This is a genomic window from Yinghuangia sp. YIM S10712 (assembly GCF_051388935.1).
In the GTDB taxonomy this organism is placed as follows: Bacteria; Actinomycetota; Actinomycetes; order Streptomycetales; family Streptomycetaceae; genus Yinghuangia.
Genome location: NZ_JBPKBI010000013.1, coordinates 80224 through 100808, shown reverse-complemented (window position 1 = coordinate 100808; position 20585 = coordinate 80224). Strand labels below are relative to the sequence as shown.

General features: G+C 71.4%; 17 protein-coding genes. 9 read left to right on the top strand and 8 right to left on the bottom strand.

The features are described from left to right. Window positions 1-81 precede the first annotated feature (81 nt). From ACRX5W_RS23765 to miaA, 4 genes are all read right to left on the bottom strand, one after another. Window positions 82-1455 (bottom strand): aminotransferase class III-fold pyridoxal phosphate-dependent enzyme, encoded by a 1374-nt coding sequence (locus tag ACRX5W_RS23765; RefSeq protein ID WP_436790299.1) that lies wholly within the window; start codon window positions 1453-1455, stop codon window positions 82-84. Window positions 1456-1950: 495 nt separating this feature from the next. After that, complete coding sequence (gene hflX / locus ACRX5W_RS23760) at window positions 1951-3462, bottom strand: GTPase HflX (protein ID WP_436790298.1); 1512 nt, start codon at window positions 3460-3462, stop codon at window positions 1951-1953. Between the two features lie 144 nt (window positions 3463-3606). After that, complete coding sequence (gene dapF, locus ACRX5W_RS23755) at window positions 3607-4467, bottom strand: diaminopimelate epimerase (protein WP_436790297.1); 861 nt, start codon at window positions 4465-4467, stop codon at window positions 3607-3609. 89 nt (window positions 4468-4556) lie between these two features. After that, window positions 4557-5444, bottom strand: coding sequence for a tRNA (adenosine(37)-N6)-dimethylallyltransferase MiaA (gene miaA, locus ACRX5W_RS23750; protein ID WP_436790387.1), 888 nt, complete (start codon window positions 5442-5444; stop codon window positions 4557-4559). A 304-nt stretch (window positions 5445-5748) separates the two neighbouring features. Between miaA and ACRX5W_RS23745 the strand changes: the two genes are divergently transcribed. Next, complete coding sequence (locus tag ACRX5W_RS23745) at window positions 5749-6267, top strand: antitoxin (protein WP_436790296.1); 519 nt, start codon at window positions 5749-5751, stop codon at window positions 6265-6267. A gap of 362 nt (window positions 6268-6629) precedes the next feature. On the opposite strand, the gene ACRX5W_RS23740 is transcribed toward ACRX5W_RS23745, so the two are convergent. Next, window positions 6630-7334 (bottom strand): class III extradiol dioxygenase subunit B-like domain-containing protein, encoded by a 705-nt coding sequence (locus tag ACRX5W_RS23740; RefSeq protein ID WP_436790295.1) that lies wholly within the window; start codon window positions 7332-7334, stop codon window positions 6630-6632. 35 nt (window positions 7335-7369) lie between these two features. On the opposite strand from ACRX5W_RS23740, the gene ACRX5W_RS23735 reads away from it, so the two are divergent. Further along, the gene (locus ACRX5W_RS23735; RefSeq protein WP_436790294.1) at window positions 7370-7966 is read left to right on the top strand and encodes a histidine phosphatase family protein; all 597 of its coding nucleotides are present in this window, start codon (window positions 7370-7372) and stop codon (window positions 7964-7966) included. A 305-nt stretch (window positions 7967-8271) separates the two neighbouring features. Here ACRX5W_RS23735 and miaB read toward each other — a convergent pair whose 3' ends face one another. Next, entirely contained in the window at window positions 8272-9753 is a 1482-nt protein-coding gene (gene miaB / locus ACRX5W_RS23730; protein WP_436790293.1) for a tRNA (N6-isopentenyl adenosine(37)-C2)-methylthiotransferase MiaB, read from the bottom strand. A 67-nt stretch (window positions 9754-9820) separates the two neighbouring features. On the opposite strand from miaB, the gene ACRX5W_RS23725 reads away from it, so the two are divergent. Together ACRX5W_RS23725 and ACRX5W_RS23720 are read left to right on the top strand one after the other, a co-directional pair. Then, the gene (locus ACRX5W_RS23725; protein ID WP_436790292.1) at window positions 9821-10843 is read left to right on the top strand and encodes a TAXI family TRAP transporter solute-binding subunit; all 1023 of its coding nucleotides are present in this window, start codon (window positions 9821-9823) and stop codon (window positions 10841-10843) included. A gap of 131 nt (window positions 10844-10974) precedes the next feature. Next, the gene (locus tag ACRX5W_RS23720) at window positions 10975-13170 is read left to right on the top strand and encodes a bifunctional serine/threonine-protein kinase/glutamate ABC transporter substrate-binding protein (protein ID WP_436790291.1); all 2196 of its coding nucleotides are present in this window, start codon (window positions 10975-10977) and stop codon (window positions 13168-13170) included. Between the two features lie 34 nt (window positions 13171-13204). Here the strand turns inward: ACRX5W_RS23720 and ACRX5W_RS23715 are convergent, their stop codons facing one another. Together ACRX5W_RS23715 and ACRX5W_RS23710 are read right to left on the bottom strand one after the other, a co-directional pair. Further along, window positions 13205-14638, bottom strand: coding sequence for a sensor histidine kinase (locus tag ACRX5W_RS23715; protein ID WP_436790290.1), 1434 nt, complete (start codon window positions 14636-14638; stop codon window positions 13205-13207). 54 nt (window positions 14639-14692) lie between these two features. Further along, a complete protein-coding gene (locus tag ACRX5W_RS23710) occupies window positions 14693-15403 on the bottom strand; it encodes a response regulator transcription factor (protein WP_436790289.1) in 711 nt (236 codons plus the stop codon). A gap of 312 nt (window positions 15404-15715) precedes the next feature. Here ACRX5W_RS23710 and ACRX5W_RS23705 point away from each other — a divergent pair, with 312 nt between their 5' ends. From ACRX5W_RS23705 to ACRX5W_RS23685, 5 genes are all read left to right on the top strand, one after another. Then, window positions 15716-16483, top strand: coding sequence for an amino acid ABC transporter ATP-binding protein (locus ACRX5W_RS23705; protein WP_436790386.1), 768 nt, complete (start codon window positions 15716-15718; stop codon window positions 16481-16483). A gap of 162 nt (window positions 16484-16645) precedes the next feature. Next, on the top strand, window positions 16646-17587 hold the full coding sequence (locus ACRX5W_RS23700) for a glutamate ABC transporter substrate-binding protein (protein WP_436790385.1): 942 nt from the start codon (window positions 16646-16648) through the stop codon (window positions 17585-17587). A gap of 188 nt (window positions 17588-17775) precedes the next feature. Continuing rightward, window positions 17776-18420 carry an amino acid ABC transporter permease gene (locus ACRX5W_RS23695; protein WP_436790288.1) on the top strand — a complete coding sequence of 215 codons (645 nt, stop codon included), beginning with the start codon at window positions 17776-17778 and terminating at the stop codon, window positions 18418-18420. Continuing rightward, window positions 18417-19328, top strand: coding sequence for an amino acid ABC transporter permease (locus ACRX5W_RS23690; protein ID WP_436790287.1), 912 nt, complete (start codon window positions 18417-18419; stop codon window positions 19326-19328). Before ACRX5W_RS23695 ends, ACRX5W_RS23690 begins: the two co-directional genes overlap by 4 nt. A gap of 230 nt (window positions 19329-19558) precedes the next feature. Next, on the top strand, window positions 19559-20476 hold the full coding sequence (locus ACRX5W_RS23685) for a glutamate ABC transporter substrate-binding protein (protein ID WP_436790286.1): 918 nt from the start codon (window positions 19559-19561) through the stop codon (window positions 20474-20476). Window positions 20477-20585: the final 109 nt, after the last annotated feature.

Sequence of the window (20585 nt, the reverse complement as noted above, 5' to 3'; positions counted from 1 at the left end):
GCCGCCCAAGGCCCCTGCGTGACCGAGGCGTCCGCACCCGGCTCGGGAACCACGGCCCGCGGTCCGGCCTGTGATGCTCCGTCAACTCTCCTGTGCGTCAACGGGCTTCGTTCGGCGCCGACCGGCCGCCGCCACCGCGTCCGACAGCCTGGCCAGGACCGCTTCGGCTTGCTCCTCGGTGATCGTCAGCGGCGGCAGCAGCCGGATCACCGTGCCGTGCCGACCGCCGAGGCCGACGATCAGACCGCGGTCAAGTGCCTCGGCGCGCACCGCCGACGCGAGAGCCGGGGCGGGGGCAGCCGGGGAGCGTGCGCCGTCCGGCTGCGGCCCGGTGTCCGGGTCGACGATCTCGATGCCGATCATGAGGCCTCGGCCGCGCACGTCGCCGAGCATGCCGTGGTCCGCCCGCAGGTGCCGCAGCCCTTCGAGCAGGAGCGCGCCGATGCGGGCGGCGTGCTCGTCGAGGCGGTTCTCGCGGATGTGCGCGATCGTGGCGGTCCCGGCCGCCATCGCCAGTTGATTCCCGCGGAACGCACCGGCGTGCGCACCCGGCGCCCACGGGTCCGCGTCGCCGCGGTAGACGACGGCCGCGAGCGGCAGCGAACCGCCCGCCGCCTTGGAGATGACCACGGCGTCCGGCAGGATCCCGCTGTGCTCCACGGCCCAGAAAGCCCCTGTGCGCGCAAGGCCGGTCTGCGTCTCGTCGGCGACGAGGGGGATGCCGTGGCGGTCGGCGATGCACCGCATCTCGCGCAGCCACGACTCGGGGGCGGGGACGACCTCGCCGTCGCCCCGCACGGCTTCCAGCACGATCGCGGCGGGGAGGGCGGCGCGTTCGGCGGCGTCCGCCAGTAACTCCTCGGCGCGGCGCGCCGCGTGTGGCCGGTTCTCGTCCCCGGCATCCGGGGCGCTGCGGGGCGCGCGCGGGTACGGAAGCCGCGTCACCGCACCCAGGGCACCCGCCGCCGGACCCGCGCTGTGGCATGCTCCGGCGGTCATCCACACGCCTTGCCGTCCCGTCGCACTGCGGGCGAGGCTGATCGCGGCCACGACTCCCTCCGCCTCCGCCGGACCGCAGAACAGGATGCGTGCGTCGCGGGCGAACTCCGGCGGCAGCGTGTCGAACAATGTTTCGACGAAGCGGTCTTTGATGGGTGTCGCCAGGTCGGGCACGTGCAGCGGTGCCTCGGCGTCCAGCACGGCGCGGATGGCTTCGAGGACCACGGGGTGGCTGTGCCCGAGCACGAGCGTGCCGGCACCCGACAGGCAGTCGAGGTAGCGGCGGCCGTCGGCGCCGTCGACAGTCATCCCGCGGGCGCGCACCGGGACGATCGGCAGCGACCTGGCGTGTATCCGCGCCGCGGGTTCCCGGCGGGCCTGGCGCATGAGGATGCCGGCGGAACCCGTGCCGGTGCCCGCCCCGACGGTGTCGGTTCCGGTCGGTGCTGCGGTCATGGACGGGCCTCCCCTGGGATCGGGATCGAAGCGCGGCGCAGGCGGCCGACGGCGGGTCGGCGACGCGGCAGGGCGGCGACATCGCAAGGAGGCAAGGCTTACCTGACCCGCGTCACGTATCGCAACTGAGCAACCCGTTCGAGTGACCGTGTGGCCGGCTCCGGACGCTCTGTCCAACGACGTGGGACGGCCCCGAACACGGTTCGGCCAACGCTTTTCACCGCCACGGAAGCAGAGCGCGCCGAAGCGGCGGGCCCACGAGGGAACCCGCCGCTTCGGCGCGCTGTTTGTGCCGGGTCTGTCGGCGTTTGTGCCGGGTCTGTCGGCTCGGCCGACTCACCCGTCCGTGGCCGCTACCGCTTGGCCACCGCGAAGGCCTGCAACTCGGCGGCCAGGACCGCNCCCCCCCCCCCCCCCCCCCCCCGCTGTTTGTGCCGGGTCTGTCGGCGTTTGTGCCGGGTCTGTCGGCTCGGCCGACTCACCCGTCCGTGGCCGCTACCGCTTGGCCACCGCGAAGGCCTGCAACTCGGCGGCCAGGACCGCGCTGACGCGGGCGTGCAGCCACGTGCCCTCGGCGCGGTGTTCGTTCTCCAGGATTTCGCCGGTGTCGTGCACCTTGGCCACGAGGTCGCCGCGGTGGTACGGCACGAGCGCCTCGACCTCGACCTCGGGTCGCGGCAGCTCCTCGTCGATCAGCGCGAGGAGTTCGTCGATGCCCTGGCCGGTCTTGGCCGACACGACGACCGCGTGCGGCTCGCGGCGCAGCAGCCTCGCGAGGACCTCGGGGTCGGCGGCGTCCGCCTTGTTGACCACCACGATCTCCGGCACGTTGTGCGCCTCGACCTCGACGAACACCTCGCGTACCGCGGCGAGTTGCGCCTCGGGTTCGGGGTGCGCGCCGTCCACGATGTGCAGGATCAGGTCGGCGTCGGCGACCTCTTCCAGCGTGGAGCGGAACGCCTCGACGAGCTGGTGCGGCAGATGCCGGACGAAGCCGACGGTGTCCGCGAGGGTGTAGGCCCTCCCGGACGGCGTCTCCGAGCGGCGTACGGTCGGGTCGAGGGTGGCGAACAGGGCGTTCTCCACCAGCACGCCCGCGCCGGTGAGCCGGTTGAGCAGCGACGACTTGCCGGCGTTGGTGTAGCCGGCGATCGCCACCGACGGCACTTTGTTGCGGCGCCGCTCGGCGCGCTTGGTGTCACGCGCCTTCTTCATGTCGGCGATCTCGCGGCGCATCTTGGCCATCTTCTCGCGGATGCGCCGGCGGTCGGTTTCGATCTTGGTCTCACCGGGGCCGCGTGTGGCCATGCCGCCGCCCCCGCTGCTGCCGCCGCCGCCCATCTGGCGGGACAGCGACTGACCCCAGCCGCGCAGACGCGGGAGCATGTACTGCATCTGGGCGAGCGAGACCTGCGCCTTGCCCTCTCGGGACTTGGCGTGCTGGGCGAAGATGTCAAGGATGAGCGCGGTCCGGTCGACGACCTTGACCTTGACCACGTCTTCGAGGTGGATGAGCTGGGCCGGGGTCAGTTCGCCGTCGCACACGACGGTGTCGGCGCCGGTGGCGATGACGATGTCGCGCAGCTCTTTGGCCTTGCCCGAGCCGATGTACGTGGCGGGGTCCGGCTTGTCGCGGCGCTGCACGACGCCGTCGAGGATCTGCGATCCGGCGGTCTCGGCGAGGGCCGCGAGCTCCTGGAGGGAGTTGTCGGCGTCCTCGGCGGTCCCGTCGGTCCACACGCCCACGAGCACGACGCGCTCCAGGCGGAGCTGCCGGTACTCGACCTCGGTGACGTCGGCGAGCTCGGTCGACAGGCCTGCGACGCGGCGCAGGGCGTTGCGGTCGGCGAGGTCGAACTGGTCGCCGTCATAGTCCGTGTCCTCAGGACCGGACCCGGCAACGTCGCTCGACCCGTTGCCGTCGTCGAGTCCGTCGAGGTCGATGTCGTCGAAAAGCTCGACTGCGGAGTCGTCGTCGGAAAGGAAGCGATCGTATGCGGAGGTCATATTGTCCTGTTCAACACGGCGGCGGGCGTTGTTCTTCCGTCGCCTGGGATGTCCGTCATCCCGATCGTGCCACGTCGGGCCCCGCAGTGGCACGTGGGTTTCGGCCAGCCCGGGTGCCCGCCCCGAACTGCTCCCCGCGCCCGGTCACGCAGAGCGCGCGGTCAGGCGGCCCAGATCGACTTCGCCCGCGGCCAGGATCACGGCGGGCCCGGTCATCTCGACCTCGCCGTCCGGGTGCTCGGTGATGACCAGGCGTCCGCCGGGGACGTCGACGGTGTACGTGGCGGGCAGCGCGGCGGCGTCCCGGCGGGCGGCGGCCACCATGACCGCGCAGGCTCCCGTGCCGCAGGAGCGGGTCTCGCCGGAACCGCGTTCGTGTACGCGCATCGCGACGTGCCCGGGCGCGCGGTCGACGACGAATTCGATGTTGGCCCCTTCGGGGTACGCCGTCGGCGGCGACAGCACCGGCGCGGTCAGCAGGTCGCCCGCGTCGTCGAGGTCGGCGACGAAGACGACGGCGTGCGGATTGCCCATGTTGACGTGGACCGCGTCGTACACCGAGCCGTCCGGCAGGGTGACCGCGATGCCGTCGGGCCCGGGCAGGCGGGCGGGGCCCATGCCGACCGTGACGTCGCCGCCGTCCGCGGGCACGTGCACCGCGCGGACGCCGCCGCGCGTGGCGATGCGCAGGTCGCCGGCCGATGCCTCACCGTGTTCGACCAGGTAGCGGGCGAATACGCGGGCGCCGTTGCCGCACATCTCCGCGATGCTGCCGTCGGAATTGCGGTAGTCCATGAACCACTCGGCTTCGCCGGCCATGTGCACGGCGGCGGGGTCCTTGGCCGACCGGACGACGCGCAGCACTCCGTCGGCGCCGAGACCGGCCCGCCGGTCACACAGCGCAACCACGTCGGCCGCGGTCAGTTCGATCGCGCCGTCGGGGTCGGGAACGATGACGAAGTCGTTCTCCGTCCCGTGGCCCTTGAGGAATCGCAGAGTGCTCACGAACCGATCTTACGGCCGTCCGTGTGAACCGGCGGACGCGCGGACCCGGTGCGCGACGCCGCGGGACATCGGTCGGAACACTGGTCGAATCATTGGTCGAACGCGACGTGCCGGAGTGCTTCCTCCACCAGGTCCGGGCGGTCGAAAGCCAGCCACCGCACGCGCGAGTCGCGCCGGAACCACGTGTCCTGGCGCCGCGCGAATCGCCGCGTGGCCCGCGCGGTGTCCTCCTTGGCCTCGGGCTCGCCGATCTCGCCGGTCAACTGCCGCAGCACCTGGGCGTAGCCGAGGGCGCGGGACGCGGTGAGGCCGTCGCGCAGCCCTTGCTTCTCCAACTCGCGTACCTCGTCGACGAGTCCGTCCCGCCACATGCGTTCGACGCGGGCGCCGATGCGTTCGTCGAGGGTCGGGCGGGGCACGTCGACGCCGATCTGGACGCAGTCGTACACCGGGACCGGGCCGGGCAGCGTCGCCGTGAACGGCCGCCCGGTGATCTCGATGACCTCCAGGGCGCGCACGATGCGGCGGCCGTTGCTCGGCAGGATCGCCGCCGCCGCGGCCGGGTCGAGTCCCGCGAGGCGCTCGTGCAGCGGGCCGGGGCCGTCGGCGTCGAGTTCGCGTTCGAGGCGGGCGCGGACGTCCGGGTCGGTGCCGGGGAATTCGAGGTCGTCGACGACCGCGCGCACGTACAGCCCGGAGCCGCCGACGAGCACCGGCGTGCGCCCGGCGGCGAGCAGTCCGTCGACGACGACGCGCGCGTCGTGCTGGTATTCGGCCACGCTCGCGGTACGCGTCACGTCCCAGACGTCGAGCAAGTGGTGCGGCACGCCGCCGCGTTCCGCGACCGACAGTTTCGCGGTGCCGATGTCCATGCCGCGGTAGAGCTGCATGGAGTCGGTGTTGACCACGTCGCCGCCGAGCGCACGGGCCAGCGCGACACCGAGGTCGGACTTGCCGGCGGCCGTCGGACCGACCACGGCGACGACGCGCGGGCCACGGCCGTGCGCGGCGTCACCGTCCGCCGCGCGCTCGGGGGCGGTGGCGGCGTCGGCTTCGGAACGAGATCGCGAACTCACGGGACAAGTCTGCCGGACGGCCTGCCGCACCGGTCATTCGATCGTCACCCGATGCGGTACGCCCCGCACCGAGCACATAACCGCTCGTGCCCGCCGGTCGTTGTTGTCCGACACGCATGCCAGACACGGCATGCACACACGGTGTGGCCGACATGCACACGACATGCACGGCTTCCGTGTCGGACGTAGGGTCAAGGAGCAGGATATGGGCGTTTTCGACTGGTTCAGGCGCAATTCGGCCACACGAGCCACAGACCAAGCCGACTCCCCGGAGCCGAACGAGACCGGCAGCGTCGGAACGCTCGTCGCGGACCGGCCCGCGACCGAGCCGGCCATCCCCGCGCAGAAGACCGCCGCGGAGGAGTCCGACGGCGAGACCGGCACGGGCGGTGCGGACGGCAAGGTCGGTGCGGATCCGATTTCCGCCGCCGCCCCGCAGCCTCCCGGTGCGGGAGGGGAGTCCGAAGGAGAACAAGACATGGGTCTCTTGGACAGCATCAAGGAAAAGCTCGCGCCCCATCACGACAAGGTCGAAAAGGGCGTCGACAAGGCAGCCGACATGGTCGACAAGAAGACCGGCGGCAAATACGGCGACCAGATCGACAAGGGCGCGGAAAAGGCGAAGGACACACTCGCCCAGGACGAGGCCGCACCGGCCCCCGAGGCTCCGCCGGCCGGCGAAGTGCCGGGCGAAGTGCCGCCGGAGCAAGGCCCGCGCCCCTGAGCCGAGCGGCCCGGGCACCAAGATGGCGCCGGTGGTCGGGAACGACGCCAACGGGCTTGATGCAGCTCTTCGCATCAGCGTCCGCATCAGCTCGCGCGGCACCGGGAAGCCCGTTCGCGGCCGACGTAGGCCTCGCCGGGTGCGCCCCGGCCACAGACTGTGCTCTGTCCTGCTCCCCCGGCCCCGCGCGCACGCGGACAGCCGCAGGCACCGAAGCCTGCGGCTGTCCGCGTTTCTCGGCGGAGCCGCGCAGGTTGAGGGGTGTCGTGGCGGCGGGGTGACGGCACGCCGCAGGCGCTGTTCCCAAACGGCCGTCGGCGGCGCGTCGAACGACCGTACCCGGCTGGGGAGATGAGCCCCCGTCAGCTCCACACCGCGACGAAGTAACCCACACCGTAAGGCGCTTCGTCGTAGGTGAGCCGGCCCTCGAAGCCGGCGCCGTCGGCTGCGCCGGCAAGCAGTTGCCACGCGGCGCGTCCGGCGACCCACAGTTCCTCGGAGAGCTCCGGGTCGAGGGCGGCCAGTGCGAGCACGTCCGCGTCCGCGAGGGCGAGGGCGACGGAGGCGTCGTACGCCTCGGCCCGCGCGTCGAGGTAGCCCGGAGCCTTCTCGGTCCGGCAGGCCGAGCCGTCGCCCATCGCCAGGAGAGCCGTCCGTTCGTTGCCGGACACCAGCTCGGCGCCGGAGGCCAGGCAGTCGACCGCGTCAGCGTCGCGGGCCACCGAAAGGCCGGAGACCGGCACGTCGACCGGTGTACGGCCGAGCAGCCACGCGGCGATCGTCAGCGACAGCGGCAGCCGCTCCTCGATGTCGCCCGCACCGCCGGCTCCCAGGCGCACCGACAGGTTCACGCCGTACGGGGAGAAGGTCCCAACCCCGCCCTCGGCGAACTCGATCGTCTTGGGCCCTGTTCCCACGACCACGAGCCGGTCCGGCCTGGCCGCGAGCAGATCCGAGACGGCGGCGTCGCACGCGGTGCGCAACCCCTCCAACTCGCCCGCCGCGCCGGCGGCCAGGTCGGGGACGATCAACGGCGGATGAGGGCACACGGCGGCGGCAACGAGCACGGCACGAGGGTACCGGGCCGTGGTCTCATGGCTTCATGGCGCAGCTCACCCTGATCAGGCACGGCGAGACCGAATGGAGCCGTGCGCACCGGCACACCGGGCGGACCGACGTCCCGCTGACCGAGACAGGAGAGGAACAAGCCCGCGCGGCGGGGAAACTGCTCTCCGACCGGCAGTTCGACCACGTGTTCGTCAGCCCGCTGCGGCGCGCGCGTGAGACGGCGGTTTTGGCGGGACTGCCCGACGCGGTCGCGGAACCGGACCTGATGGAGTGGGACTACGGCGGCTACGAGGGTTTGACGACGGCTCAGATCCGCGAGACGCGCCCCGGCTGGTATCTGTGGCGTGACGGGGTGATCCCGGGCGACGCGGAGCACCCGGGCGAGCAGGTCGAGTCGGTCGGCTCACGCGTGGACCGGGTTTTGGCGCGCGTGCGCCCCTTGCTCGCCGCCGGCGACGACGTCGCGCTGGTGGCCCACGGACACGTGCTGCGCGTCCTGACCGCGCGCTGGCTGGGCCTCGACCCGGCGGGCGGCCGCCTGTTCTGGCTCGCCACGGCGGGCGTGTGCTTCTTGGGCTTCGAGCACGAGCAGCCGGTGATGAAGGGCTGGAACCAGCGCGGCGGCGCGTAGCGAGCCTCCGGGGCGCGGGCCGAGGCGCCGAGGTGCTCGGAGGACGGAGCGGACCGGAGCGGACCGGGGAGGGCCGCTCGGGCGAGCTTCGGCGAGGCGGGTCCCGTGCGGATGTTCCGCCGCGATTGTCGCCGTGCCGAAGCGTCAGGCCGCCGCGTCGTGCCTCCGACCCGCGTGAGGGCCCGCGGGAACGTGCCTCCAGCGCGCTCACGGTCGGACGCCGTGGCGCGCGTCGCGGTTCGCGGCCGCGGCAAGCCCGTCAGCGCACCCGGCTCGCTCGCGGCTCGTCGGCCGGGCGTGTGCGCTCAGTTCGCGTGGCAGCCGCCGGTGGCCGGGGTCGGCTCGGGGGCGGGCGCGCCCACTTTCGGCATGCCGAGGAGCACGCCGGGGGTCGCGGCCGGGGCGTTGTTGCGCTTGGCCCAGACGTCGCCGGCCGGGGTGCGGCGGACGGCGGTCGGGGGTGCCTCGGCGAGGAGGTGGTGGGGGGCGGCGTAGGTGATCGCCACGGTGGCCACGTCGCCGGGGCGGATCTCGTCCGCCGGGCGCCGGAAGTGCACGAGGCGGTTGTCGGGTGCGCGGCCGGAGAGGCGGGCGGTGGCTTCGTCCTTGCGGCCTTCGCCTTCCGCGACGAGGACTTCGAGGGTGCGGCCGATCTGCTTCTTGTTCTCGTCCCAGGAGATCTCGTCCTGGAGGGCGACCAGACGCTCGTAGCGCTCCTGGACGACGGCCTTGGGGATCTGGCCGTCCATGGTGGCCGCGGGCGTGCCGGGGCGCTTGGAGTACTGGAAGGTGAAGGCGTTCGCGAAGCGGGCCTCGCGTACGACGTGCAGGGTCTGCTCGAAATCGGCGTCGGTCTCGCCGGGGAAGCCGACGATGATGTCGGTGGAGATGGCCGCGTCGGGCATGGCCTCGCGCACGCGTTCGATGATGCCGAGGTAGCGGTCCTGGCGGTACGAGCGCCGCATCGCACGCAGGACGTCGTCGGAGCCGGACTGCAGCGGCATGTGAAGCTGGTGCATGACGTTCGGCGTCTCGGCCATCGCCGCGATGACGTCGTCGGTGAAGTCGCGCGGGTGCGGCGAGGTGAAGCGGACGCGTTCGAGGCCCTTGATCTCCCCGCAGGCGCGCAGCAGTTTGGAGAACGCCTCGCGGTCGCCCATGTCGGAGCCGTAGGCGTTGACGTTCTGGCCGAGGAGGGTGACTTCGATCACACCTTCGCCGACCAGCGCCTCGATCTCGGCGAGGACGTCTCCGGGGCGGCGGTCCTTCTCCTTGCCGCGCAGCGCGGGAACGATGCAGAACGTGCAGGTGTTGTTGCAGCCGACCGAGATCGAAACCCAGGCCGCGTAGGCGGATTCGCGCCGCGTGGGGAGGGTGGAGGGGAAGACGTCGAGGGATTCCAGGATTTCGACCTGGGCTTCCTCGCGGACCCGGGCGCGCTCCAGCAACACGGGCAGCGAGCCGATGTTGTGGGTGCCGAACACGACGTCGACCCAGGGGGCCTTGGCGACAATGGTGTCGCGGTCCTTCTGGGCCAGGCAGCCGCCGACGGCGATCTGCATGCCGGGGCGTCTGGCCTTCTTCGGCGCGAGGTGGCCGAGATTGCCGTAGAGCCTGTTGTCGGCGTTCTCCCGCACCGCGCAGGTGTTGAAGACGACGACGTCGGCCTCCTCGCCCGCGCCCGCGCGGACGTAGCCCGCGTCCTCCAGGAGGCCGGACAGCCGCTCGGAGTCGTGGACGTTCATCTGGCACCCGTAGGTGCGCACCTCGTAGGATCGCGCGCTCATATCGAGAACCAAGGTTACGCGGTCCCGGGGCCGCGATGGCGACGGGTTTATTGGGACGGAAACTTCCATGACGCAAGGCCGCGAGGCACCTCCGCGAACGGGCGGGACGCAGGTTCGCCGCACGCGCACGATGGTCGCGGTGGTCCTCGCGGTCGCACTCGTGCTGTTCGCGGGCGGTCTGTGGGTCAGTTCGGACGACAGTCGGCCGTACCGGGGCGGTCCCGTGAGTATTTCGACGGGTGTTCCGTCCGGCGTGTACTACCGGTACGGGCAACTGCTCGCCCCGCGACTTCAGGGCGACCTCGGTGTCCCGGTGACGATCGACGAGTCCGCGGGCTCGGTGGACAACCTGCGGCGACTGGTCGGGGGCGGCTTCACGCTGGCGATCGCGACGGCCGACGCCGTGGCCGACCTGGCGCCGGCGGACCGCGACCAACTGCGCGCGATCGCACGCCTGTACGACGACTATGTGCAGTTGGTCGTCCCCGCCTCGTCGTCGGTGCGCACGGTGGCGGACCTGCGCGGCAAGCGCGTGGGGATCGGGCCGCCCGCGTCCGGTGTGCAGTTGATCGCCCACCGCATCCTTCAGACGGCGGGCCTCGACGAGCACCGCGACATGGTGCCTGCGGAGGACGGCATCGGCGACGCGGCGGCGAAGCTGCGCGACGGCCGGATCGACGCGTTCTTCTGGTCGGGCGGCCTGCCCACCGAGGCGGTGCGCGCGCTGGCCGAGGGGACCGACATCCGCTTCGTTCCGCTCGGCGACGTCGCCGGGACGCTGCGCGACCGCTACCACCAGGTGTATCGCGAGGCGGTCATCCCCGCGGACGCGTACCAGGCCGGGGGAACGCTGCCGGGGGTCCGGCAGGAGGTGGCGACGGTCGCGGTGCCGAATCTGCTGGTCACGCGGGCGGACGCGGACCCGGATCTGATCCGGAGGGTGACCGGCACGGTCATGGGCGGCCGGGAAGCGATCGGGCGGGAAGTGCATGCGGCGCAACTTGTGGATCCGCGTACCGCCATCCTCACGTTTCCGCCGTTGTTGCTGCACGAAGGCGCCCGGCTCTGGTACAGATCCGCAAAACCGTGACGCGGGTGACGTCGCGCATGATGCGCCCGATGGAACATGCTTGGGGCTGACCAAGCGCAGTTGGGTGGACCTCCTAATCTCTGACCCCCCGTCAGCAGGACCTGGAGCACCTGGGAGGAGGGCGTACCGCGGTGTCCGAGGGCGACATAGGCCGTGTTCTGAACGGGCGGTACCGCCTGAGCCGGAGCCTGGGCCGGGGCGGAATGGGCGAGGTGTGGCTCGCCGTCGACACCGCGCTCGGGCGCGAGGTCGCCGTGAAGGAACTGCTGCTTCCCCCGTCGTTGGACGAGGGCGCCCAGCGAACGTGGTCGGAGCGCAGCCGGCGTGAGGCGAGCGCGGCGGCGCGTATCCGCCACGAGAACGTCGTGACCGTCCACGACGTGTTCGAGGAGGACGGGCGCCCGTGGATCGTCATGGAGCTGGTGATCTCGCGCTCGCTGGCCGAGGCCGTGCGCGGTGAGGGCCGGCTGGACTTCGCCGAGGCCGCGCGCATCGGCCTCGGGGTGCTGCGCGCGCTGCGGGCCGCGCACGCGAAGGGTGTGCTGCACCGGGACGTGAAGCCCGCCAATGTGCTGCTCGGGCTCGACGGACGCGTGGTCCTCACCGATTTCGGCATCGCGACGTTCGTGGACGCCCCGCAGGTGACACACGTCGGTGAGCTCCTCGGCACGCCGGGTTACCTGGCTCCCGAGCGGGCCGAGCGCTTCGCGACCGGGGGCGGCGGGCCCGCGGCGGACACCCCGGCGGCGGCGCAGGACGGCGACACCCCCGGTGGAGCCGGCGCGGCGGCCCGTTCCCGCCGGTCGGACGAAACGCTGGGGATGAGCGGCGACACGGTCCTGGACCCGGCGTCCGATCTGTGGTCGCTCGGGGCGACGCTTTACGAGATGGTCGAGGGCCGTCCGCCGTTCAGCCGTTCCTCTCCGGTCGAGGTGGTCGACGCGGTCGTCAACCACGATCCGCTCGCGCCTCGCCACGCGGGGCCGCTGGAGCCGGTGGTCATGGGCCTGCTGCGCAAGGACCCGGCCGAGCGCATGGACGCCAAGGAGGCCGAGGAACTGCTGATCCGGGTCGTCCAGGAGTCACTGGCACCCACGTGGGGCGGCGAGATGCCGACACGCCCGACGCCGGGGGCGGGCGGGCTGGTCGGCGGTCCGGGTGCGGGGGCGTACCGGGCCGGGCTCGGCACCGGGCACACGGTGACGCACCGCAGCGCTCCGCGTCCGGACGCGGTCGGCGGGGAGGGAGGCGGCGGTCCGTACGGTTCCGACACCGCGGCGCAGGGCCGCGACGCACGCGGCGCCGGGGCGCAGGACCGGGGGGCGTACGGCCCCGAGGCGCGGGACGGACTCGACCCGGTGGACCCGACCTGGGCTGGCGACGACCCCGGCGACGCGCCCGCCGACGGCACAGGCGATCGCGGCGGCCTTCCCGGAGGGCGCCGCCGGCGGTGGCGGCAGATGCGGGTGCTGCTTCCGGCGGTCGTCGTCCTGGCCCTGATCGCCGCGTCGGTGCCGCTGGTCAAGGCGCTCACCGGTTCCGGGTCCGACGCGTTCGCGGCGCTGCGCGAGGAGTCGCCGACGTACCAGGCGATGATGCAGCGCGGTTATCTGATCATCGGTGTGAAGCCGGATCAGCCGGGGCTCAGCCAGAAAGGCCCGGACGGGCAGTACATCGGCTTCGACGCCGACATCGCGCGCATGATCGCGGAGGATCTCGGCTTCTCGGGCCGGGTTCGCTTCGTGGACGTCGAGACGCAGGGCCGCGAGTACCGCATCGCGAGCGGCCAGGTCGACATCGTGGTGGCCAGCTACACCATCAACGCCGAGCGTTTGCAGCTGGTTTCGTTCGCCGGGCCGTACTACGTCGCGGGCCAGGACTTCCTGGTCCGCAGGGACGACCAGGCGGCCAAGCGGCCGGAGGACCTGGCCGGCAGCCGGGTGTGCGTGGTGCGCGAATCGACGTCGGCGGCCCGGATCCGGGAGAAGTTCCCGACCGTGCAGGTCGAGGAGCGCGGCAAATACTCCGAGTGTGTCGACGAGTTGCGTAAGAAGAACGTGCGCGGGGTGAGCACCGACGACACGATCCTGGCCGGTTTCGTCGCACAGTTCCCCGAGGAACTGCGGGTGCTCGGCAGCCCGTTCTCGCAGGAGCCGTACGGCGTCGGGCTGAGCCGCGGCGACGCGGCCCTCGCGGAGGCCGTGTGCACCGCGCTGAACCGGCATGTGGAGAACGGCGATTGGCAGCGCGCGTACGACGCGACCCTCGGCCGCCTGAGCCTGCTCCCTCCGCGACCGCCGAAGTGCGCGGCGAACACCGGTAGTTGACCGGCGACTCGACCGGGGACACCGCGAGGCGGCCTCACACGGCCCGGTCGACGGTCACGGTGACCACGAGCCCTCCCCCGTCCCGCGCGGCGAAGTCGATGCCGCCGCCGGTCGCGCGCAGGAGGGTCCGGGCGATCGACAGCCCGAGGCCCGAGCCGTCCACGTTGGAGTGCCGCGAGCTGCGCCAGAAGCGGTCCCCGACGCGTCGCAGCTCACCGGCCTCCAGGCCGGGGCCGCGGTCGGCGACGCGGATCTCCAGCCGCCCGCCGACCGTGGCGACCGCGACGGTGACCTCGGCGTCGTCGGGGCTGAACTTCAGGGCGTTGTCGAGGACCGCGTCGAGGGCGCTGCCGAGCGCGATCGGGTCGACCTGTCCGGTGAGCGCGCGCGGGCCCTGCTGGTCGAACCGCTGCCCTCGGGCGCGGGCGATCGGCTCCCAGGCGTCGAGGCGTTCGCGGACCAGCGCGGCGATGTCGAGGGGGACGAGGTCGGGCCCGGTGTTGGCGGCGTTCTCCGCGAGGGCGAGGGCGAGGAGTTCGTCGAGCACGTGGGTCAGCCGGCGGCCTTCCTCGCGCACGCCGTCGAGGGTCTCCTGGTGTTCGGGCGGCAGCGACAGGCCCAGTTCCTCGATGCGCAGCAGCAGCGCCGACAGGGGGTTGCGCAGTTGGTGCGACGCGTCGGCGGCGAAGGCGCGCTGTTGCTCGACGACGGTCTCCACGTTGTCCGCCATCTCGTTGAACGCCTTGGCCAGGCGCCGCAGCTCGGGCGGCCCCTGGGCGGCGGCGACGCGGGCGCCCAGTTTGCCGGTGGCGATCTCGTGGGTCGCCTTGTCGAGGACGCGGACCGGGCGCAGGATCGTGCCGGTCAGCCGGCTGGCGGCGAGCAGCGCGGCGACCAGCGCGACCGCCTCGCCTGCCGCGAGGAAGAGCCACGCGTCCCAGCCGCGGCTGCGCATTTTTCCGGTGGGCGAGTCGGTGAGGGCGACGGCGACGACGTCGCCGCGGTGCACGACGGGCATCGCGACGACGATGCGGCGGTCCTGCCAGGGCCACACCTGGGGCGGGTCGTCGCTGCGGCGCCCGGCCCGGGCGTCCAGGAACGCCTCGCGGGCCCGTCCCGACTCGGGGAGGGCGTATGCGCGGTTGGAGGCGACGATGGGCCTGCCGTTGCGGTCGAGGATGGCCGCGGTGATGCCGTAGACGCGTTCGTACTGTTCGAGCTGGGCGCGTATCTGCTGTCTCTCGCCGTCTTCGGCGCCGGTGTCGGCGGCGGGTTCGAGGGCGGTGACGGACTCGTCGTCGCGGATGGTGGTCTGGTACGCGGCGGCGAAGCTGCCCGCGTCGTCGGCCCGGTCGCGCACGACCTGCTGCTGGTGGCCCGCGGCGCGCGACACGGCCAGGGGTATGCCGAGCGCAAGGAGCACCGCGGCCATGAGGGCCAGCAGCAGGGCGAGGAGTCGGGTGCGCACAGGTCGTCTTCGCAGTCGTCGCAGTCGTTGCCGTGGTCGCTGTCGTCGCAGCGGTCAGGCGTCGGGGACCAGGCGGTATCCGACCCCGCGGACGGTTTCGACGAGGCGCGGGGTGCCGAGCTTGGCGCGCAGTGAGGCGACGTGCACTTCGAGGGTGCGCCCGCTGCCGGCCCAGCTTGTGCGCCAGACCTCGCTCATGATCTGTTCGCGGCGGAAGACCACGCCGGGCCGCGCGGCGAGCAGGGCCAGCAGGTCGAATTCCTTGCGGGTGAGAACGACTTCGGTGCCGTCGACGGTGACGCGGCGGGCGGCGGCGTCGACGACGAGGCCGCCGGTGGGGGCGGCGTTCCCGGCGGGCGCGGTGGCGGTGGCGGGCACGGCGGCCGGGACGGTTTCGGGACGTGGCTCGTGCCGGGCGCGGCGGCTCACCGCGTGGATGCGGGCCAGCAACTCGGCGATGTCGTACGGCTTGGTCACATAGTCGTCGGCCCCCAGGTTGAGGCCGTGGACGCGTGAGCGTATGTCGGCGCGCGCGGTGACCATGATCACGGGGACCTCGCTGAAGCGGCGTATTCGTGCGCACACCTCGAAGCCGTCGTGGTCGGGCAGGTTGAGGTCGAGCAGGATCACGTCCACGTCGCCGGTGAGCGCGTCGAGCGCCTCCTCGCCGGTGCAGGCGTGGCTTACGTCGATGCCGTGCCGTCCCAGGACGGCGCGCAGCGGGGCGGCGATGCGCAAGTCGTCCTCGACCATCAGCAGCCGCATGGCGTGGGCTCCTCTCGGGGCGTCAAGGCGGGGAAGCACGGGTCGGTCCGAGGGGGACGAAAAGGACCGTTCGGTGTGAAGGGTACGCGGCGCGGCCATCGGCGCGGCCGGGGCGCCGCAGGATGCGTCATCTAAGCAGACTTACCAAGATCTGCCGAGGGCCGAGGACGAACAACGCTCCGTTATCCGCTCTTGACCTCAGGTGAAGCTCAAATCCGGTACGGCCTGCGGCGCTTCTCGCTTTCATGAGCGCACCACACGATCCGGAGGAGCGAGGCCACCGTGACCGAAGCCCTGGACAAGCCGCCGTCCTTGGACAAGCAGCCGGCGGACAAGAAGCCGGCCGCACCGCTCGTGGTCCTGTCGAAGGTCAACAAGCACTTCGGCGCGCTGCACGTCCTCCAGGACATCGACCTGACGATCCACGAGGGCGAGGTCGTCGTCGTGATCGGCCCGTCGGGGTCCGGGAAGTCGACACTGTGCCGGACCATCAACCGCCTGGAGCCCATCGACTCCGGTTCGATCACGATCGACGGGCGCGCGCTGCCGCAGGAGGGCAAGGCGCTGGCCAAGCTGCGCTCCGACGTGGGCATGGTGTTCCAGTCGTTCAACCTGTTCGCGCACAAGACGGTGCTGCAGAACGTCATGCTGGGCCCGCTCAAGGTGCGCCGCGAGGCGCGCGAGACCGTGGAGCGGCGCGCCCGGGACCTGCTCGACCGGGTCGGAGTCGCCAACCAGGCGGACAAATACCCCGCCCAGTTGTCCGGCGGTCAGCAGCAGCGCGTCGCGATCGCCCGCGCCCTGGCGATGCAGCCCAAGGTGATGCTGTTCGACGAGCCGACGTCCGCGCTCGACCCGGAGATGGTCAACGAGGTCCTGGAGACGATGCGGAGCCTCGCGGCGGACGGAATGACGATGGTCGTCGTGACCCATGAGATGGGCTTCGCGCGCTCGGCGGCGAACCGCGTCATCTTCATGGCGGACGGCCGCATCGTCGAGGAGAACACCCCCGACGAGTTCTTCGGCAACCCGAGCAGCGACCGCGCCCGCGACTTCCTGTCGAAGATCCTGCACCACTGATCAGCCGGAACCCCCGGCTGTCGGTCCCCCGAGTCGCCGACTCGCGGGCCGCCGACCCCTGGGCCCGCCGATCCGCGACCGCGCCGACCGGCCGTCCCGCCGCAGACCGTTCCCAGCTGTGCCCACCACCCAGAAGACACAAAAGGAGTACGGGCCATGAAAATGCGCACTTCCATAGCCGTCGTCGGCATCTCCGCCCTGGCCCTGCTCGGCACGGCCTGCGGCAAGGACGGCACCCCCGAATCGAACAACAACGGCGGCGGTACGACGGGCGGCGCCGGCGGCTCGGGTGCTCCGTCGGCCAAGCCGACGCTGCCGACGTACACCGTCAAGCAGGGCTTCGACCTGTCCGCGTCGAACACCTGGAAGAAGGCGAAGGACCGCGGCCACCTGGTCGTCGGTGTGAAGGAAGACCAGCCGTTCCTCGGCTACATGGACCCGGCGACCAAGGAGCGCAGCGGCTTCGACGTCGAGATCGCCCGCATGATCTCCGCCGAACTGGGCCTGGACCCGAAGAAGATCGAGTTCAAGACCATCGCGTCGGTCAACCGCGAGACGGCCCTGCAGAAGGGCGAGGTCGACTACTACGTCGGCACCTACAGCATCAACGACAAGCGCAAGGAGCAGGTCGGCTTCGCGGGGCCGTACTACATCTCCGGCCAGAGCCTGCTGGTGCAGAAGAGCAACACGTCGATCAAGAGCAAGGACGACCTCGCGGGCAAGAAGGTCTGTTCGGCCAAGGGCTCGACGCCGATCCAGAAGATCAAGGCCGAGTACCCGCAGACCGAGGCGGTCGAGTACGACACGTACTCGCTGTGCGTCGACAACCTGCTCAGCGGCCAGGTGGACGCGGTCACCACCGACGAGGCGATCCTCAAGGGCTACGCCGCCAAGCAGCCGGACGACCTCAAGGTCGTCGGCGACAACTTCTCCGTCGAGAAGTACGGCATCGGCCTGCCGAAGGACGACGCGGCGCTGCGCGCGGCCGTCAACGACGCCCTCGACGCCAAGGCCAAGGACGGCACCTGGCTCGCGATCTACAACGCGACGCTGGGCCTGTCCGGTTCGCCCGCCCCGGCCGTCCCCCCGCTCGAACGCTACTGACGCGCCGTCACCACGCGGTCGGCCCGACGGTTTCCGCCGCCGGGCCGACCCCCGGCACCTCGAATCCACGTCCGATCCAGACCTGCGGGGATCACCGTGAACACATGCCCAGCGGACGTCGGTGGTCCGCTGTCGAACACAGCCGCCCCGACGACGGGCCCGCATGAGGGCCGGAAAGCGGGTGCACGATGAACGTTCTGACCGACAACTGGGATCTGATCAGCGACGGCTTCGTGATGACGCTGGAACTGACGTTCTGGTGCGGCATCGTCGCCCTGGTCCTGGGCACCCTGCTCGCGGCGTGCCGTGTGTCGCCGGTGCCCCCGCTGCGCTGGTTCGGGACGGCGTACGTCAACATCATCCGCAACACGCCCCTGACGCTGCTGATGTTCTTCGTCATGCTCGGCTTCCCGAAGCTCGACATCCAGATGTCGTACTTCAAGTTCGCCGTGCTCGCGGTCGGCTGCTACACCGCCGCGTTCATCTGCGAGGCGGTGCGCTCGGGCATCAACACCGTGCCGATCGGCCAGGCCGAGGCGGCGCGCAGCCTGGGCATGACCTTCACCCAGACCCTCGGCCACGTGGTCCTGCCGCAGGCGATCCGCGCGGTTGTGCCGCCGATCGGCTCGCTGCTGATCGCCATGGTCCGCAACTCGGCGATCGCCGGCGCGTTCAACGTGATCGACCTGTTCGGCACGAGTGCCCAGATGGTCGAGAACAGCGAGAACGTGCTGTGGGTGTTCTTCTGGATCGCCATCGGCTACCTGATCATCACCTTGACCATGAGCGCGTTGTTCGCGGCGCTGGAGAAGAAACTGGCGGTGGCGCGATGAGCCAGAAGGCCACCGTCCTTTTCGACGCGCCGGGCCCCCGGGCGAAGGTCCGCAACAACATCATCGGCGTCGTCGGCGTGGCGCTGCTGGCGCTCGGCGGGTACTGGATCTACCACAAGTTCGACCAGACCGGGCAGTTCGAGAAGCAGAAGTGGGACCCGTTCCAGTACTCCGGCATCCAGGAACTGATCTTCGACGGCCTCAAGTCGACGCTCAAGGCGTTCGCGCTCGCGGTGGTCTTCTCGCTGGTCCTGGGCGCCCTGTTGGCCGCGGGCCGATTGTCCGACCACAAGGTGGTCCGGTGGGCGGCGACCGCGTTCGTGACGTTCTTCCGCGCGATGCCGCTGCTGATCCTCATCTTCTTCCTCTACATCGCGCCCGCGAAGCTCAGCGGCTGGCCCGGGTTCCTCGACTTCATCAACGACGACCCCATGTGGCCGCTGGTCATCGGCCTCACGCTCTACAACGGCACGGTCCAGGCCGAGACGATGCGCGCCGGCATCCTGGCGCTGCCGCGCGGACAAAGCGAGGCGGCGTACGCGATCGGCATGCGCAAGAGCCAGGTGATGGCGTCGATCCTGGTACCGCAGGGCATCCGCGCGATGCTGCCGACGATCATCAGCCAGATGGTGGTCACGCTCAAGGACACGTCGCTCGGGTTCATCATCACGTACCCCGAACTGCTGTACACCGCGAAGCAGATCGGCGCGGTGCAGGACTACGGCCTGCCGCTGATCCCGGCGGCGATCGTCATCGGTTCGATCTACATCGTGATCTGCATGCTGCTCTCGGCGTTCGCCGTGTGGCTGGAGCGCTTCCTCAGCCGCGGACGCAAGGGCCGCCCACCGAAGATCAAGCCGCCGACGGGCGAGTCCATCGCGGCACCGGGCGTCGCCGCGGGCGTGTGACCGACCACCCGCCACGCCCCCGCGTACGCCCCCGACACGCCCCGCACGCCCCGGCGCCCCGCGATGCCACCCCGTCGCGGGGCGCCGGCACGTCCGGCCACCCGACCCCGCGCCGCATGCCCCGACCCGGGCTTGCCCGATGATGGGCACTTCGGTACCGGGGGTCGCCGCGACGAGCAGGTGTCGTGTGGCTCGTGCCCCCGGCTCGGGACCAAGGGGGATCCTCAGCCATGGGATGGCGCACCACGATGGCGGCCGTCGGCGCCGTCGCCGCCGCAGTTCTGACAAGCGCGTGCGGCGGTGACACAGGCGGCGCCGCGGCGGCGACGACCCGGCCGGCACCGGCGACCACGCCTCCGCTGCCGACCTACCACGTCCGAGCGGACGTCGACCTTCCCTCTCCGACCCTCGCCGCGGCCAGGCAGCGCGGCCACCTGGTGGTCGGCGCGAAGGACGACCAGCCAGGCCTCGGCTACCTGAACCCCGCCACGCTGCGCCGCTCGGGATTCGACATCGAGATCGCGCGCATGGTCTCCGCCGAACTCGGGCTGGACCCCGCGCGCATCGAGTTCAAGACCATCGCGTCGGTCAACCGCGAGGAAGCGCTCCGGAACGGCGACGTCGACCTGTACGTGGGCACCTACAGCATCACCGAGGAACGCAAGCAGTCGGTGGGCTTCGCGGGGCCCTACTACATCTCCGGCCAAAGCTTCCTCGTCCGGGCCGACGAGACCGCGCTCACCGGCAAGGACACACTCCACGGCCGCCGGGTCTGCTCCGCGAAGGGCTCGACCGCGTTCAATCGACTCCAGGTCGACTTCCCCGAGGCACAGGCGGTGTTCTACGACGACTACAGCCAGTGCGTCGACAACCTGTTGGCCGAAGTCGTCGACGCGGTGTCCACCGACGAGGCGATCCTGAAGGGCTTCGCCGCGCGGAACCCCGGCAATCTCAAGGTCGTCGGGCAGCCGTTCACGACCGAGAAGTACGGCATCGGCCTGCCGAAGTCCGACCCGGTGCTGCGCGAGGCCGTCAACACCGCCCTGGAGGCGAACGCCCGGAACGGCAACTGGAAGGCGGCGTACGACGCGACACTCGGCGTATCCGGTGTCCCCGCGCCGCCGATTCCCCCGATCGAGCGATACTGACGCGCGCTGTCGACACGTACTATGCACGGCGCGTACACGGCCTGCACACCGGCACGCGAACTTCGTCCGACGCGTTCGCGCAGCGAGGCGCTGTCACGCTCGGCCCGCA

What these genes read in the sequence shown, in the direction of transcription:
- ACRX5W_RS23725 (WP_436790292.1), top strand. Translation starts at nt 9,821, where the DNA reads ATGACGCAAGGCCGCGAGGCACCTCCGCGAACGGGCGGGACGCAGGTT.
- hflX (WP_436790298.1), bottom strand. Translation starts at nt 3,462, where the DNA reads ATGACCTCCGCATACGATCGCTTCCTTTCCGACGACGACTCCGCAGTC.
- miaB (WP_436790293.1), bottom strand. Translation starts at nt 9,753, where the DNA reads ATGAGCGCGCGATCCTACGAGGTGCGCACCTACGGGTGCCAGATGAAC.
- ACRX5W_RS23700 (WP_436790385.1), top strand. Translation starts at nt 16,646, where the DNA reads ATGCGCACTTCCATAGCCGTCGTCGGCATCTCCGCCCTGGCCCTGCTC.
- ACRX5W_RS23765 (WP_436790299.1), bottom strand. Translation starts at nt 1,455, where the DNA reads ATGACCGCAGCACCGACCGGAACCGACACCGTCGGGGCGGGCACCGGC.
- ACRX5W_RS23690 (WP_436790287.1), top strand. Translation starts at nt 18,417, where the DNA reads ATGAGCCAGAAGGCCACCGTCCTTTTCGACGCGCCGGGCCCCCGGGCG.
- ACRX5W_RS23685 (WP_436790286.1), top strand. Translation starts at nt 19,559, where the DNA reads ATGGGATGGCGCACCACGATGGCGGCCGTCGGCGCCGTCGCCGCCGCA.
- ACRX5W_RS23695 (WP_436790288.1), top strand. Translation starts at nt 17,776, where the DNA reads ATGAACGTTCTGACCGACAACTGGGATCTGATCAGCGACGGCTTCGTG.
- ACRX5W_RS23745 (WP_436790296.1), top strand. Translation starts at nt 5,749, where the DNA reads ATGGGCGTTTTCGACTGGTTCAGGCGCAATTCGGCCACACGAGCCACA.
- ACRX5W_RS23710 (WP_436790289.1), bottom strand. Translation starts at nt 15,403, where the DNA reads ATGCGGCTGCTGATGGTCGAGGACGACTTGCGCATCGCCGCCCCGCTG.
- ACRX5W_RS23735 (WP_436790294.1), top strand. Translation starts at nt 7,370, where the DNA reads ATGGCGCAGCTCACCCTGATCAGGCACGGCGAGACCGAATGGAGCCGT.